General features: G+C 66.4%; 15 protein-coding genes. 10 read left to right on the top strand and 5 right to left on the bottom strand.

What is annotated here, in order from left to right:
- Nucleotides 1–7 precede the first annotated feature (7 nt).
- From ACRCUN_RS22970 to ACRCUN_RS22945, 6 genes are all read left to right on the top strand, one after another.
- Entirely contained in the window at nucleotides 8–919 is a 912-nt protein-coding gene (locus ACRCUN_RS22970) for a 5-oxoprolinase/urea amidolyase family protein (RefSeq protein WP_462143930.1), read from the top strand.
- Between the two features lie 9 nt (nucleotides 920–928).
- Nucleotides 929–1,504 (top strand): GNAT family N-acetyltransferase, encoded by a 576-nt coding sequence (locus ACRCUN_RS22965; RefSeq protein ID WP_462143929.1) that lies wholly within the window; start codon nucleotides 929–931, stop codon nucleotides 1,502–1,504.
- Nucleotides 1,505–1,603: 99 nt separating this feature from the next.
- Nucleotides 1,604–3,019 (top strand): nitrate/nitrite transporter, encoded by a 1,416-nt coding sequence (locus ACRCUN_RS22960; protein WP_462143928.1) that lies wholly within the window; start codon nucleotides 1,604–1,606, stop codon nucleotides 3,017–3,019.
- Between the two features lie 34 nt (nucleotides 3,020–3,053).
- Complete coding sequence (locus ACRCUN_RS22955; RefSeq protein WP_462143927.1) at nucleotides 3,054–4,214, top strand: uroporphyrinogen-III synthase; 1,161 nt, start codon at nucleotides 3,054–3,056, stop codon at nucleotides 4,212–4,214.
- The gene (locus ACRCUN_RS22950; RefSeq protein WP_462143926.1) at nucleotides 4,211–4,906 is read left to right on the top strand and encodes a sirohydrochlorin chelatase; all 696 of its coding nucleotides are present in this window, start codon (nucleotides 4,211–4,213) and stop codon (nucleotides 4,904–4,906) included. The genes ACRCUN_RS22955 and ACRCUN_RS22950 overlap by 4 nt, the downstream gene beginning before the upstream one ends.
- Before the next feature lie 753 nt (nucleotides 4,907–5,659).
- Nucleotides 5,660–5,818, top strand: a complete 159-nt coding sequence (locus ACRCUN_RS22945) for a hypothetical protein (protein ID WP_462143925.1) — start codon at nucleotides 5,660–5,662, stop codon at nucleotides 5,816–5,818.
- Here ACRCUN_RS22945 and nirD read toward each other — a convergent pair whose 3' ends face one another.
- From nirD to ACRCUN_RS22930, 3 genes are all read right to left on the bottom strand, one after another.
- Nucleotides 5,819–6,190 (bottom strand): nitrite reductase small subunit NirD, encoded by a 372-nt coding sequence (gene nirD / locus ACRCUN_RS22940; protein ID WP_462143924.1) that lies wholly within the window; start codon nucleotides 6,188–6,190, stop codon nucleotides 5,819–5,821.
- Nucleotides 6,187–8,760 (bottom strand): nitrite reductase large subunit NirB, encoded by a 2,574-nt coding sequence (nirB, locus tag ACRCUN_RS22935; protein ID WP_462143923.1) that lies wholly within the window; start codon nucleotides 8,758–8,760, stop codon nucleotides 6,187–6,189. Before nirB ends, nirD begins: the two co-directional genes overlap by 4 nt.
- A 115-nt stretch (nucleotides 8,761–8,875) precedes the next feature.
- Nucleotides 8,876–10,288 (bottom strand): aminotransferase-like domain-containing protein, encoded by a 1,413-nt coding sequence (locus ACRCUN_RS22930; RefSeq protein WP_462143922.1) that lies wholly within the window; start codon nucleotides 10,286–10,288, stop codon nucleotides 8,876–8,878.
- On the opposite strand from ACRCUN_RS22930, the gene ACRCUN_RS22925 reads away from it, so the two are divergent.
- Nucleotides 10,287–11,195 (top strand): DMT family transporter, encoded by a 909-nt coding sequence (locus tag ACRCUN_RS22925; RefSeq protein ID WP_462143921.1) that lies wholly within the window; start codon nucleotides 10,287–10,289, stop codon nucleotides 11,193–11,195. The two genes, ACRCUN_RS22930 and ACRCUN_RS22925, sit on opposite strands and share 2 nt — an antisense overlap.
- 50 nt (nucleotides 11,196–11,245) lie before the next feature.
- Here ACRCUN_RS22925 and ACRCUN_RS22920 read toward each other — a convergent pair whose 3' ends face one another.
- Nucleotides 11,246–11,752 carry a hypothetical protein gene (locus ACRCUN_RS22920; RefSeq protein ID WP_462143920.1) on the bottom strand — a complete coding sequence of 169 codons (507 nt, stop codon included), beginning with the start codon at nucleotides 11,750–11,752 and terminating at the stop codon, nucleotides 11,246–11,248.
- 79 nt (nucleotides 11,753–11,831) lie between these two features.
- Nucleotides 11,832–12,593, bottom strand: a complete 762-nt coding sequence (locus ACRCUN_RS22915) for an isocitrate lyase/PEP mutase family protein (protein ID WP_462143919.1) — start codon at nucleotides 12,591–12,593, stop codon at nucleotides 11,832–11,834.
- Nucleotides 12,594–12,704: 111 nt separating this feature from the next.
- On the opposite strand from ACRCUN_RS22915, the gene ACRCUN_RS22910 reads away from it, so the two are divergent.
- From ACRCUN_RS22910 to ACRCUN_RS22900, 3 genes are read left to right on the top strand one after another with little or no spacing between them, the layout of a single operon-like run.
- Nucleotides 12,705–13,001, top strand: a complete 297-nt coding sequence (locus ACRCUN_RS22910) for an Rv0250c family protein (protein WP_067848143.1) — start codon at nucleotides 12,705–12,707, stop codon at nucleotides 12,999–13,001.
- A gap of 52 nt (nucleotides 13,002–13,053) precedes the next feature.
- Nucleotides 13,054–13,875, top strand: coding sequence for a succinate dehydrogenase subunit SdhC (locus ACRCUN_RS22905; RefSeq protein WP_462143918.1), 822 nt, complete (start codon nucleotides 13,054–13,056; stop codon nucleotides 13,873–13,875).
- A gap of 30 nt (nucleotides 13,876–13,905) precedes the next feature.
- A complete protein-coding gene (locus tag ACRCUN_RS22900; protein WP_462143917.1) occupies nucleotides 13,906–15,816 on the top strand; it encodes a fumarate reductase/succinate dehydrogenase flavoprotein subunit in 1,911 nt (636 codons plus the stop codon).
- The last annotated feature ends 1 nt before the right edge of the window (nucleotide 15,817 follow it).

Below are 15,817 nucleotides of genomic sequence, written 5' to 3'. Positions count from 1 at the left end.
GGCACAGATGACCACCACACTGGAAATCCTGCGCACCGGACCATTGGCATTGGTCGAGGATCTCGGCAGGCCCGGCTTGGCGCACATGGGCGTTACTCGTTCCGGCGCGGCCGACCGGCGGTCACACACGCTCGCCAATCGCCTCGTCGCCAATCCGGGTGAGCGCGCGACCATCGAGGTCACGTTCGGCGGATTCTCCGCACGCGTACGGGGCGGCGACGTCGCGATCGCCGTCACCGGCGCCGACACCGATCCGGCCGTGAACGGGGTTCCGTTCGGCACCAACAGCATTCATCACGTCCATGACGGTCAGGTGATCTCGCTGGGCGCCCCGCATTCGGGGCTGCGAAGCTACTTGGCGGTGCGGGGCGGAATCGCTGTCGACCCCGTCCTCGGATCGCGCAGCTACGACGTGATGTCGGCGATCGGCCCGGCGCCGCTGCGGCCGGGAGATGTGTTGCCGGTCGGTGAACACACCGACGAGTTCCCCGAGCTCGATCAGGCACCGGTGGCCGCGATCAGTGAGGACATCGTCGAGCTCCAGGTGGTGCCCGGGCCACGTGACGACTGGTTTGTCGATCCCGACATCCTCGTTCGCACCAACTGGCTCGTGACCAACCGCAGTGACCGTGTCGGCATGCGGCTGGTCGGCATGCCGCTGGACTACCGGTGGCCCGATCGGCAGCTGCCGAGCGAAGGTGCCACAAGAGGAGCAATTCAGATACCGCCCAACGGCTTTCCGGTGATTCTGGGTCCGGACCATCCCGTCACCGGGGGCTATCCCGTGATCGGCGTCGTCACCGACGAGGACATCGACAAACTGGGTCAGGTGCGACCCGGGCAAACGGTGCGGCTGCACTGGGCCTACCCCCGTCAACCATTCGAGGTTAGTCAAGACACCGGCGCGCAGCGCTGGTAGAACAAGAGTGTGGTCTCCCCGAATACCTACGCTCCTCATGTGCGCGGGGTTCTCCATACTGCACGCCTGGTCCATACCTCCGACCTCGACCACGAGACCCGCGAGGGCGCGCACCAGATGGTCATCGATGCGTTCGACGGCGATTTCACGGATGCCGACTGGGAACACTCGCTCGGCGGCATGCATGCACTGATCTGTCATCACGGTGCTTTGATCGCGCACGGTGCCGTCGTTCAACGCCGGATGCTCTATCGCGATGTCGCACTGCGGTGCGGTTACATCGAAGGCGTCGCGGTGCGCGAGGATTGGCGCGGCCAGGGCTTGGGCACCGCGGTGATGGACGCCCTCGAACAAGTGCTGCGCGGGGCCTATCAGCTCGGTGCCCTGAGCGCATCGGATGTCGGGCGGCAGATGTACACGTCGCGCGGCTGGTTGCCCTGGCAAGGGCCGACGTCGGTGCTCGCGCCCTCGGGCCTGGTCCGTACCGCCGAGGACGACGGCGGTGTGTTCGTGTTACCGATGGGCATCGAACTCGACACCACCGCAGCCCTCGCGTGCGACTGGCGCGACGGCGACGTCTGGTAATTCGGCCTCACATCCGGCGTGACGACCCGGTGAGGGGAAGTTCACGGCCGGGTCACCGCGGGCAGCTTTTGGGCAATAAACGCTTTCTAGCGTTTCCTCATGCCCAATCTGTTGAAGTCGAACCGCATCGCCAACTGGGATCCCGAGGACACGGTCGCGTGGGAGGCCGGTAACAAGTTCGTCGCGCGTCGCAATTTGATCTGGTCGGTGTTCGCAGAGCACATCGGCTTCTCCATCTGGTCCATCTGGTCGGTGATGGTGTTGTTCATGCCCGAAGCCGTGTACGGCTTCTCGGCCGGTGACAAGTTCCTCCTCGGCGCCACCGCCACGTTGGTCGGTGCCTGCCTGCGGATTCCGTACACGCTGGCCACCGCGACCTTCGGCGGTCGTAACTGGACGGTGTTCTCGGCATTCGTACTGCTGGTGCCGACCACCATGACCATGGTGTTGATGGCCAACCCCGGTCTGCCGCTGTGGCCGTACCTGCTGTGCGCGGCGCTGGCCGGCTTCGGCGGCGGCAACTTCGCGTCGTCGATGACCAACATCAACGCCTTCTACCCGCAACGGCTCAAGGGCTGGGCGTTGGGGCTCAACGCGGGTGGCGGCAACATCGGCGTGCCGATGATCCAGCTGGTCGGCCTGCTCGTGATCGCCACCGCGGGCAACCGGGCCCCGTACTGGGTGTGCGCGATCTACCTCGTCGCTCTGGCCGTCGCAGGCATCGGCGCCGCCCTGTACATGGACAATCTCGAGCAGCACAAGATCGACCTGGGTGCCATGAAAGCGATTCTCTCCGAACGGGATACGTGGGTCATCTCGTTGCTCTACATCGGTACGTTCGGCTCGTTCATCGGGTTCGCGTTCGCGTTCGGCCAGGTGCTGCAGATCAACTTCGCCGCAGGCGGCCAAACGCCGGCTCAGGCCTCGCTGCACGCCGCCCAGATCGCCTTCATCGGGCCGCTGCTCGGGTCGTTGTCGCGGGTCTACGGCGGCAAGCTGGCCGACCGAATCGGCGGTGGACGAGTCACATTGGCGGTGTTCGGCGGCATGATCCTGGCGGCGGGCCTGCTGGTGGCGATCAGCGTGATCGATGACCACAGCACCGGCGCGGCGACCGGCCTGATGATGTCCGGCTACGTGGTCGGGTTCATCGCCCTGTTCCTGCTGAGTGGACTCGGCAACGGCTCGGTGTACAAGATGATCCCGTCCATCTTCGAAGCACGCAGCCACTCGCTGCAGGTGAGCGAGGAGGAGCGGCAGAAGTGGTCGCTGTCGATGTCCGGTGCGTTGATCGGCTTCGCCGGCGCGGTAGGCGCCCTCGGCGGCGTGGGTATCAACCTCGCGCTGCGGCAGTCCTACCTGTCGAGCGGATCGGCCACCGCGGCGTTCTGGATCTTCCTGGCGTTCTATGTGCTGGCCTCGGTCGTCACGTGGGTGCGCTACGTCCGCCGCCCGGTTGCGACCCAGGTCACAGCGGACGAATCGCAGCGACACGCCTCAGCAATCGCCGGGTAACGACTTGGAAACACGGCCTGCATACACAGGAACCATGAGTGAGCCCGACTGGGCACCGCTCACCGGTTTTCGGGTGGCGGTGACCTCTTCACGCCGCGCCGATGAACTGAGCGCGCTACTCCGCAGGCGGGGTGCCACGGTGACGAGTGCAGCCGCCATCACCATGGTCCCGCTGCCCGACGACGACGAACTGCGTTCGCACACCGAGTCGTTGATCGAGCTGCCGCCCGACATCGTGGTCGCCACGACGGGTATCGGGTTCCGTGGGTGGATCGCCGCGGCCGACGGCTGGGGCTTGGCGAACGAGTTGACCGACGCCCTCGGCAAGGCTCGCATCGTCTCGCGCGGCCCGAAGGCCACCGGCGCGCTGCGGGCGGCGGGGCTGCCCGAGGAGTGGTCACCGGAATCGGAGTCGTCGCGCGAGGTCGTGCGTTATCTCGTCGAACACGGCGTCGCCGGTCAACGCATCGCTGTGCAATTGCACGGCGCGACCGACGAGTGGGATCCGTTCCCGGAGTTCCTCGACGAACTACGCGAGGCCGGCGCCGAAGTGGTGCCGATCCGCGTGTATCGCTGGCATCCCGCGCCCGCTGACGGTGAATTCGATCAACTGGTGGCCGGTATCGCGGAGCGACGGTTCGACGCGGTCAGCTTCACGTCGGCGCCCGCGGTGGCATCGGTCCTGATGCGGGCGGCCGAGATGGGGATCGCCGACCGGGTGGTGTCGGCGCTGCGTACCGATGTGCACGCGATGTGCGTCGGCCCGGTCACGGCACGCCCGCTCGTGCGGCTCGGCGTGCCGACGTCGGCGCCCGAACGGATGCGCCTTGGCGCCCTGGCCCGTCACATCACCGACGAGCTACCACTGCTGCAGTCCCGCACGGTCCGGGTGGCCGGTCACGTACTGGAGATCCGGGGCACATGCGTACTCGTCGACGGCGTCGTCAAGTCCCTGTCCCCGGCGGCCATGGCCACCATCCGCGCGCTGGCACATCGACCGGGCGCGGTGGTGTCGCGGTTCGATCTGCTCGGGGCGCTGCCGGGCAGCGGCACCGACACTCACGCGGTCGAGACGGCGGTGCTCCGGCTACGAACGGCATTGGGAGACAAGAACATCGTGTCGACGGTGGTGAAACGGGGTTACCGACTGGCAGTCGACGACTCCGAGATGACTGAAATGGCGCAGGCATTATGAGCCTGGTTCTGGTCGCACACGGAACCCGTAAGCCCGGCGGCGTCGCGATGATCGGCGATCTTGCGGATCGGGTGGCCGGTTTGCTCGACCGCAGGGTGCACGTCTCGTTCGTCGACGTCCTTGGTCCGACCCCCAGCGAGGTACTCGCCACCCTGCCGATGGACCGGCCCGCGGTCCTGGTTCCGGCATTCCTGGCCGCCGGCTACCACGTCCGCGTCGATGTCCCGGCCCACGTGGCTGCCAGCGCACATCCGCTGGTCACCGTCACGCCTCCGCTCGGCACGTGTCCGGGGACCGTGCGTGTCCTCGCCGACCGATTGGTCGAGTCAGGCTGGCGCCAGGGGGATTCGGTGATCCTGGCCGCGGCGGGAACGTCGGACCCGAGCGCCCAATCAGATCTGCGCCGAACCGCGGCGATGCTGTCAGCCGTTACCGGCGACCGCGTAGAACTGGCCTACGCCGCGACCGGTGCCCCCAGCGTGGCTGACGCTGTCGCGGCGCAACGCCGCCGCAGCGACCGCCGCATAGTCGTTGCTTCCTATTTGCTCGCCGACGGACTTTTCCAGGATCGGCTGCGTGCTGCCGGTGCTGACTTGGTGAGCGACCCACTCGGCACCCATCCCGGCATGGTCAGATTGATCGCGAACCGGTTCCGGCGGGCCGGCGTGCTGAGCCTGCCTGCCGCGGCGTGAACCGACCATCCGGGCCACAAAGGGTGCAGCAAACACTGCCAGCACCAGCGCCGCACCGCTGCCGCCGACTGACATGGCAACGCTTCTGCGATCGGCGACCAATCCGGCACACTGCGCGGCGTAGTCACTCGTAGCGAACGCCGGCCCGACCAGGGTGTGCTGATCGAGGTTGAGCAGATCCTGCTTCGCCGCGATCCCGTAATCGGGGCTGATTGCCGTGCCGCACGGTATGGGCTGACCCGCCCGATCGACCGCGTTCAGGCCGAGCGGCAGCGCCACAGCAACCAACGCACCGAGCACCGCCGACGCACCCAGCAGATTCAGGATCGACCGCCCGACCATCACTCATCACCCCCGTACGAAGGTTCCCCCTCGAATGCGAGTGTAAACATCTCCAGCGAACATCTCTAGTTAGCCAGCCAGCCATCACCGGACACTGGCAACGTTGTTCAACTGTTGTTCATTTTGGCAAAGATCACGATCAAAACACGGTCTGTGCAGGTAGTTAACTTTGTAACCCAAGTTATTGACGCGTGCGTGGAGGTTCTCCTGGTGAATAGCCGGGTTGTACTCAGCTATCGTTAGGTCGATCGTTGGCCGGAGTGTGCGGGGGTATGAGTAGGGTGCTGGTGACAAGACCGGGCTGCGCAGTGTGTCGGAGTGGCCAATTCCGCTGTGCCCGTGCCTAACTCAGTACCCGCGGAGCGCTTGCGTCAAAACCTGCTCAGCGCCTTGGAAAGCGCAAAGAAACCGATGTCGACCGCGGAGTTGCGCGACCACATCCACGAGCACTTCCGGGAACCAGTCGTGATCGAGGCGGTGTACCGGAACCTGACGGTCCTCGAACGGCGCGGCGAGGTGTGCCGCCGCAAACTCCCCGGACGCGACGCCCATTGGACGCGCGCCGACTGATCAGGCCGCGATCTCGACGAAGCCGTCGGGAGTGACCCGAGTTCGATAAACGGGAATCGAGACCGTCTCGTCGTCGAGGCAGCTGCCGTCGTCGAACGCGAAGGCCTGTTTCTTGATCGGTGACTGCACGGTCGCCCGCCCGCCTCGGTCCCCCACGATTCCGCGAGACAGCACAGCCGCACCCGAGAACGGGTCGATGTTGCCGACGGCGTGCAACGAACCGTCGTCGAGGCGGAACAACGCCGCCTGAGAGCCGTCCGGCAACAGCACCGCCACCCCACGGCACGGCATCAGGAAGTCGTACCGGCAGGCTGTCGTCCACTCCCTCGCGTTCGTGGCGTGGGCGTCTTCACGATCGTCGACCAGTGTCATTTCGCCTCCTGGAATCCGCGGACCTTCGGCATCCCGATGTCGGTCGCGCCCGGCACCTTGCGGCCGGCGCGTTCGGTGAACGTGATGGTGGGATCGGCTACGTCGGGCGCGTTGACGAACGACACGAAGCGCGAGAGCTTCTCGGGGTCCTCCAGCACGCCCTTCCATTCGCAGGCATAGCCCGCGACGTGACGCTCCATGGCCGCCTCGAACTCCGATGCCAGACCGAGGGAGTCGTTGCACACGACATCGCGCAGGTGGTCGAGCCCACCGTCCATGGCCTCCAGCCATGGGGCGGTGCGCTGCAACCGATCTGCAGTGCGGATGTAGAACATCAGGAAGCGGTCGATGTAGCGGATCAGCGTCTCGTCGTCGAGGTCGCCGGCCAACAACTGCGCGTGCCGCGGCGACATCCCGCCATTGCCGCACACGTACAGGTTCCAACCCTGTTCGGTGGCGATGATGCCGACGTCCTTGCTCTGCGCTTCGGCACACTCGCGTGCGCACCCCGATACGGCCATCTTGATCTTGTGCGGAGCACGCAGGCCCCGGTACCGCTTCTCGATCTCGACGGCCATGTTCACCGAATCCTGTTGGCCGTAGCGGCACCACGTGCTGCCCACGCAGCTCTTCACGGTGCGCAGCGATTTGCCGTAGGCGTGACCCGACTCCATGCCGCCCTCGACCAGACGCGCCCAGATCTGCGGCAACTGCTCGACGCGGGCGCCGAACATGTCGATCCGCTGGCCGCCGGTGATCTTGGTGTAAAGGTCGAAATCCCTTGCGATCTCGCCGATCAGGATCAGCTGTTCCGGAGTGATCTCACCGCCCGGCGACCGCGGCACCACCGAGTAGCTGCCGTTCTTCTGGAGGTTTGCCAGGAAGTGATCGTTGGAATCCTGCAGCGAGGCCTGTTCGCCGTCCAGGATGTGGTCGGAACTCGTCGACGCCAGGATCGACGCGATCGTGGGTTTGCAGATATCGCAACCTTTTCCGGTACCGAAGCGTTCGATCAGGCCGGAGAACGTGCGGATTTCGGTGGCGCTGATGATCTCGAACATCTCGGCGCGCGAGTGGTTGAAATGCTCGCACAGCGCCTTGGACTGCTCGACGCCCTCCGCCTCCAGCAGTTGCTTGAGCAGCGGCACACACGATCCGCATGACGTGCCGGCCAGCGTGCACTTCTTGAGGCCGGGGACGTCGGTGCAGCCACCGCAGATCGCTTCCTTCAGATCGCCCTTGGTGACGTTGTTGCACGAACAGATCTGGGCGATATCCGGCAGCGCGCCGACCCCGAGACCCGGCGTGCTTCCCTCCTGGGCCGGTGCGATCAACGACAGCGGATCGCCGGGCAGCTCACTGGCGACCATCGGACGCAGCACACCGTAGGCCGACGCGTCGCCGACCAGGATGCCGCCGAGCAGCGTCTTGGCGTCATCCGAGAGCACCAGTTTGGCGTAGGTCTTCTTGACCGGATCGTTGACCACGACGTCCAGGCAGTTGGGCGTGCGCCCCTGCGCGTCACCGAAACTCGCGACATCGACGCCGAGCAGTTTGAGCTTGGTGGACATGTCGGCCTCGGGGAATTCGGCCTCCCCGCCGAGCAGCCGGTCGGCAACCACCTCGGCGCTCGTGTAGCCAGGGCCGACCAGGCCGTAGCAGCGGCCCTCGATCGCGGCGACCTCGCCGATCGCATAGATGCTCGGATCACTCGTGACGCAGGACAGGTCGGTCAGCACGCCGCCACGTTGGGCGATGTCGAGGCCGGCCTTGCGGGCCAGTTCGTCGCGCGGGCGCACACCGGCGGCGAAGACGACCACGCCGGCGTCGACGCTGCTGCCGTCGTTGAGCGAAAGCCGCACGGAGTCGTCGGTGTCGGATTTCCGCAACGGCGTGTTCCGCTGGACCGGTTGAATGCTCTCGGTGCTGACCCCGGTGTGCACCTCGATGCCGAGACTGCGGATCATGCGATTGAGCAGCGCGCCGCCAGCCGGGTCGAGCTGTGCCGCCATGAGGTGCGGCGACATCTCCAGCACATGGGTCTTGAGCCCGAACGCGCGCAACGCGTTGGCGGCTTCGAGGCCGAGCAGACCACCGCCGATCACCACGCCGACCGGTGTTTTGGAGTCGAGCGCGGTCAGCGCTCCGGCCCGAATGGCGTCCAGATCGTCGAGGGTTCGATAGACGTGGCAGTGCGGCAGGTCGTGGCCCGGCACCGGCGGCACGAACGCGTACGAGCCGGTGGCCAGCACCAGAGCGTCGTAGTCGATGCGCTCGCCACCCGCGGTGCGCACCGTCTTGGCTTCGCGGTCGATCTCGGCCACCGGGCTCGCGAGCCGCAGGTCGACGCGATCATCGCCGGCATAGTCGTTGCCAGGAAGCGCCAACTGTGCCCGGTCCCAATGCTCGGTGTAGCCGGTGAGCCCGACCCGGTCGTAGGCGGCGTCGGCCTCCTCGGACAGGACGGTCACCCGCCAGGTGCCCTGCTCATCCCTGGCCCGCAACGCCTCGACGAAACGGTGGCCCACCATGCCGTGGCCCACGACGACGACGTGTCTTGTTGACTGCATACAGCGAGGCTAGAAATCCGATATTGCCGAAATGTCGCCCTGTGTGAAGCGCCCATCACGGTGTGCTCACGGTTTGCCGAACGCACCTGTGAGGTCTTGCGCCGGTGAGGCGCGCCTAGCGGTGCTGACGTGCAAGAGCCTGCCCGATCACGCGTGCACCTTCGTCGAACCGGGCCGGGTCCGGCCCGGAGTAGTTCAGCCGCAGGAACGGGCCGGCCGGCTCGGCGGGAAACCATTCCGAACCCGGCGCGACCAGCACGCCGCCGGCTTCGCAGTCTCGAACCAGGCGCTCGAGATCGGTCGCGTCGGGCAACCGCAGCCAGACGTGCAGCCCGCCGCGGGGCACGTGGTCAAGATGCACGTCGGCGACATGTTCCTCCAGGCAGGCGATCAGTAGATTGCGCCGCGCGCGCAACTGGTCGGCCAGATCCCGCAGATGGGTGCGCCAGGCGGGTTGTGTCACCACGTCGAGCGCCGCGGCCTGTAGCAGTCCGCTGACGTACATCGACTCCGCGCCACGGTCGGCCAGGATGCGCTCACGCGCTGGTCCTCTCGCGATGATCGCCGCAACCCGGATCGACGGCGACACACTCTTGGTCAGCGAGCGCAGGTAGATGACATGACCGCCGTCGTCGTGGGCGGCGACCGGGCGCGCGGTCGTGTCGATTCCGAAATCGTGTGCCCAGTCGTCCTCGACGAGAAACGCGCCGTGTTCGCGTACGACGTCGAGCACCTGCTGGGCACGGTCGGTGGTCCATTGTGCGCCAGTCGGATTCGCGAAGTTGGGCTGCGCGTAGAAGACCCTGGCGCCGGTCTCGGCAAAGGCCCGCGCGAGCTCGTCGGGGTCGGGCCCCCTCGTGCCGCTCGGCACCGGCACCATCCGCACGCCGGCCTGTGCGGCAGCGAGGATCGCGCCCCAGTAACTGGGCGATTCGATGAGCAACGGCTGCCCGAATCCGACCAACGCGCGAAACGTCGAGCTGAGTCCGCTCTGGCTGCCGGGCAACACGATCACGTCGCGCGGTGACGGCGCGGTGACGTTGGGCGGGCTGGCCTCTGCCAACTCCTGGGCGAACCACGCCTGTAGTTCTGGCAGGCCCGGTGCCGGCGAGCGGCTGAGTGCGGTGTCACCGCGGGCGGCCCGCGCGACCGCGGCTCGCACGAGGCGTTGCGGTAGGAGTTCGCGATCGGGATATCCCGAATGCAGTCCGATCACGTCGGGTGCACCGCTGCGAAGCGGTGTCGACAGGGCCGGGATGCGAGCGTGCGGAGAGCGCAAAGCGGCCGTCTGCCAACCGTAATCGGGTGGCCGCGCGGTACGGACCGCCCGCACGAATGTGCCGACCCCTGGCCGGCTTTCCACCAGACCGAGTCCACGCAATGTGCGCATCGCCTTCGCGACCGTGACGGGGCTCGCGTTGTATTGGGCCACCAACGCCCGGTTCGACGGCAGCTGGGCACCGGCCGGCGCGGTGGCGATCCACTGTCGGAGACCGCGCACAATCCGCTCGGTGCTATCGTTATCCATGTTGGATCAGAGTAGCGCTACTGCGCAGACACAGTCACCGCTATCCCATGCCGGGCTCTGGTGGGGTTTGCTGGGCGTTACGGCGTTCTCGTTCACGGTCGTCTTCACCCGCATTGCGGTCGGCGGACTGTCGCCGCTGTTCATCGGCGCCGGACGCGCCGTCGTCGCCGCCTTGCTCGCAACCACCGCGCTCATCGTCACCCGACAGGCGCTGCCCCGCGGGCGCCAGTGGGTACGGCTGGTCGTGGTGGCCACGGGCATCGTCGCCGGCTTCCCGTTGTTGACGTCCTATGCGCTCACGACGGTGCCGGCCAGCCACGGCGCCGTGGTGATCGCGCTCCTGCCTGCCGCCACCGCTGTCGCGGCGGTGCTTCGCGGACACGAGCGTCCACCGCTGGCGTTTTGGGTGGCGGTGGGGATCGGCGCTGTCGCGGCGGTGGTTTTCGCGATGCTGCACGGCGGCGGCATCGGGCATCTGAGCTGGGCCGATCTGCTGTTGTTCGGAGCCGTCGTCGCGGCGGCGATCGGCTATGCGGAGGGCGGGATGCTGGCGCGCGAGCTCGGCGCATGGCAGACGGTGTCGTGGGCGCTCGTCGTTGCCGCGCCGGTCATGGTCGTCCTGACTGCTGTCTCCGTGGCCCACCAGCCACCGCACGCCACGGCCAATCAGTGGGCGGCCTTCGCCTACCTCGCCGCGGTCAGCATGTACCTCGGCTTTTTCGCGTGGTACCGCGGGCTGGCGATCGGACCGATCGCGCAAGTCAGCCAGGTTCAACTCGTCCAGCCGGTGATGACGATCTGCTGGGCGGCGCTGATGCTGCACGAAGGCCTGACGTGGGTGACCGTCCTCGGCGGTGCCGCGGTCATCGCTTCCGCGGGACTTGCCGTCCGCATCCGGCTCCGGTGAATCCGCCGCGGTAAAACCCATAGGCCGCCGCCGGTTTCGGCGGTCTGCGGTCAGATGTCGACCAGCATGGTGGTGCTGTAGACGTCACCGCGCACCTTTCCCGGCGCGGGCGGGCCTTCGACGACGACCCACGCGCCTGTCGAGCCCTCCTGACGCGGACCGCTGATCGTGACGAAACCAGTGCCCGCCACATCGGTGTTCATGACGCCGGCCGCGACACCGGGGTCACCGGGACGGCACGTGGCCACCGATGCCCGCGGTGTCTGGATCAGCCTGACCCGGTAGACGGTGTTCGGATGCGCCGTCTGGAGGCGCACGTCGGCGCGCACCGAGCCGGCTTCGGGCGCGCCGATCTCGGCCTCACCCGAACCCGTGCCGGTTCCGTACCCGAGGAGAAAATTCTCCAGAACGAAATCGCACTGCCTGATGACGTTCTGCAGCGGCGTCATCGTCATACCCGTCGAATCGGCCGCGGCGGCCGGCGCACCGATGCCACACAGCATCGCGGCAATCGCCACCACGGGTGCCGACGCCGCACGTTTCCTGGACCTACCCATGCCGTACATCCCGCCTGCTCGCCGTGATACCGACGGCTTCACAGTAACTACGGGACGGCCACCCCGGAGGCGAGACGAGCTAAGTCCAGCGCGACAAAATCTCCTTGGCCTGAGCCGACAGCGCCCACTGCAGGAAGGGGCCGAAGGTGATGCGGCCGACCCCCAGAGCCGCCAACTCGGCCCGGTCCGCCGTGTCGGGCGGCACGGTCACACTGACCGGCAGTGGCACCGCAGAAGTGAAGCGCGCCAATCCTTCCGGATCCCGCAGGCCGGCCGGGAACAGGGAATCCGCACCGGCGGCGGCCGCCTCCGTCAGCCGGGCGATCGCGCGGTCCACCCGATCGGCGTCGTCGCCGTCGTTGCGCAGGAACAGGTCGGTACGCGCGTTGATCACCACGTGAACCCCGGCCGCGTCGGCCGCCGTACGCAATTCACCGACCAGTGCCGCGTGCTCGTCAGGGGTGCGCAGCCGACCACCGTCCTTGTGCACGGTGTCCTCGAGGTTGAAACCCACCGCTCCGACGTCCAACAATCCCTCGATGATGCGAGCCGGGGCCTCGCCGTAGCCCGATTCGATGTCCACCGACACCGGAACATCGACGGCGTCGGTGATCTGACGCACGCGCGTGAGCAGATCGTCGAACGTCATCACCTCGCCGTCGGCCTTACCGATTGAATCGGCCACCGGGTGGCTACCCACGGTGAGTGCGGCGAACCCCGCTTCGACGGCCAGATTGGCCGACCAGGCGTCCCAGACCGTTGGCAGGACGCCGGGGTTACCGGGCTGGTGCAGCGCCAGCAGCGCCGACGCCCGTTCCTGCAGAACCTGTTGAGACAACATGCAAAAACCTCCGACCCTTCAACGTGACCTGTGTCACTCTCAACTCGGTGACGTGGCTAGCATTGGTTGTCGTACTGTGAGCCATGACACCCTTCAGCCCAAGGAGGTCACTTGTCCAGCACCACCGAATTCGCCGAACTGCACAATCTGATCGGCGATATGCGTCGTTGCGTCACCACGCTTGCTTCGAAGTACGGGGACTCCCCGGCCATGCGTCGCGTCGTCAATGATGCCGAACGAATCCTCAACGACATAGAGCGGCTCGACATCGACGCCGAAGAGCTGGAGATGCGCCACGGGGTAACCCGGCAGCGGCAGGGCGCCGAGAAGATCGCCATTCCCGACACCCAGTACGGAAGCGATTTCTGGCAGGACGTCGCCGACGAAGGTCTCGGCGGATATCGATGAGCGCGTGGGCGTTTGACGCCCACCGCAACAACTGAACCTCAGAAAGGGAACCGTGAGCGCACCCACCGCTGACCGTCGCGCTACCGGGGTCTTCTCGTCGAAGCGAGCTCAGATCCCCCAGCGCACCCTACGGACCGACCGGTGGTGGCAGGCACCACTATTGACCAACCTGGGGCTCGCGGCGTTCGTCGTCTACGCCACGGTCCGGGCCTTCTGGGGCAGTGCCTACTGGGTGGAGGACTACCACTACCTCACCCCGTTCTATTCGCCGTGCGTGAGCACCGCGTGCGCACCGGGATCGAGCCACTTCGGCCAGTGGGTCGGTGAACTTCCGTGGTTCATCCCGATGGCCTTCATCTCGCTGCCGTTCCTGCTCGCCTTCCGGCTCACGTGCTACTACTACCGCAAGGCCTATTACCGGTCGGTGTGGCAGTCGCCGACCGCATGCGCGGTGGCCGAGCCGCACGCGAAATACACCGGGGAGACGCGCTTTCCGCTCATCCTGCAGAACGCACACCGGTACTTCTTCTACGCCGCCGTCCTCGTCTCGCTGGTCAACACCTACGACGCCATCGTCGCGTTCCACTCGCCCAGCGGCTTCGGATTCGGCCTGGGCAACGTCATTCTCGTCGTCAACGTGATCCTGCTGTGGGTCTACACCGTGTCCTGCCACTCCTGCCGGCACGTGACCGGCGGGCGGCTCAAGCACTTCTCGAAACACCCTGTCCGGTACTGGATGTGGACCCAGGTCAGCAAGCTGAACACCCGGCACATGCTGTTCGCCTGGATCACGCTCGGCACCCTGGTGCTGACCGACTTCTACATCATGCTGGTCGCCAGCGGCACCATCTCCGACCTCAGATTCATTGGTTAGCAATAACACTCAAAGAACAAGCGAGGATTAATGGTTGAACTCGAACGGCACTCCTACGACGTTGTCGTGATCGGTGCCGGCGGGGCGGGTTTGCGTGCGGTGATCGAGGCGCGCGAACGGGGCTTGCGGGTTGCGGTGGTGACGAAATCACTGTTCGGCAAGGCCCACACGGTGATGGCCGAGGGTGGGTGCGCCGCGGCCATGCGCAACGTCAACACCAAGGACTCCTGGCAGGTGCACTTCGGTGACACCATGCGCGGCGGCAAGTTCCTCAACAACTGGCGGATGGCCGAGTTGCACGCGCAAGAGGCGCCCGACCGGGTGTGGGAACTGGAGACCTACGGTGCGCTGTTCGACCGGACGAAGGACGGCCGGATCAGCCAGCGCAACTTCGGCGGCCACACCTACCCGCGACTGGCCCACGTCGGTGACCGCACCGGCCTGGAGATCATCCGTACGTTGCAGCAGAAGATCGTGTCGCTGCAGCAGGAGGACAAGCGCGAACTCGGCGACTACGACGCACGGATCCGGGTCTTCCACGAATGCTCGATCACCGAACTGATCAAAGACGGCGACCGCATCGCGGGGGCATTCGGATATTGGCGCGAGACGGGCAGTTTCGTGCTCTTCGAGGCGCCCGCGGTGGTGCTGGCGACCGGCGGCATCGGCAAGTCCTTCAAGGTGTCGTCGAACTCCTGGGAGTACACCGGTGACGGCCATGCCCTGGCGCTGCGGGCCGGGTCGAACCTGATCAACATGGAGTTCATCCAGTTCCACCCGACGGGCATGGTGTGGCCGCTCTCGGTGAAGGGCATCCTCGTGACCGAGGGTGTGCGCGGTGACGGCGGAGTGCTCAAGAACTCCGAGGGCAAGCGCTTCATGTTCGACTACATCCCCTCCGTCTTCAAAGGCCAGTACGCCGAGACCGAGGAGGAGGCCGACCAGTGGCTCAAGGACAACGATTCGGCCCGGCGCACCCCTGACCTGCTCCCCCGCGACGAGGTGGCCCGCGCGATCAACTCAGAGGTCAAGGCAGGCCGCGGCTCGCCACACGGCGGCGTGTACCTGGACATCGCGTCCCGCATGCCTCCCGAGGAGATCAAGCGGCGGCTGCCCTCGATGTATCACCAGTTCATCGAGCTGGCCGAGGTCGACATCACCAAGGACGAGATGGAGGTCGGACCGACCTGCCACTACGTGATGGGCGGCATCGAGGTCGACCCGGACACCGGGGAGGGTGCGACACCCGGACTGTTCGCGGCGGGCGAGTGCTCCGGCGGCATGCACGGCTCGAACCGGCTGGGCGGTAATTCGCTGTCGGATCTGCTGGTGTTCGGCCGTCGCGCCGGCCTCGGTGCATCGGAGTACGTGCGCGCGCTGTCCGACCGGCCGAAGGTCACCGAGGCCGCCGTCGAGGACGCCACCCGGCTGGCGCTCGCACCGTTCGACAAGCACGACAACCCCGAGAACCCGTACACGTTGCACGCCGAGCTCCAGCAGTCGATGAACGACCTGGTCGGCATCATCCGCAAGGAAGAGGAGATCGAGGCGGCGCTGGCCAAGCTCGCCGAGCTCAAGGCCCGCTACGCCAATGTCACCGTCGAGGGCGGGCGCGTGTTCAACCCGGGCTGGCACCTGGCGATCGACATGCGCAACATGCTGCTGGTCAGCGAATGCGTCGCCAAGGCAGCGCTGCAGCGCACCGAAAGCCGCGGCGGACACACCCGCGACGACTACCCGGAGATGGATGCCAACTGGCGCAACACCCTGCTGGTGTGCCGTGCGGTCGAGACCGACGATCCCGTGGTGCCCGACGTGTCGGTGACGCCCGAACCGCAGGTTCCGATGCGGCCCGACCTGCTGGGTTGTTTCGAGCTTTCCGAACTGGAGAAGTACTACACCGACGCTGAACTGGCCGAGCACCCCGAACGGAAGGGCTGAG

The sequence above is a fragment of the Mycobacterium venezuelense genome (assembly GCF_054919535.1).
This window is presented reverse-complemented; position numbering and strand designations above follow the sequence as displayed.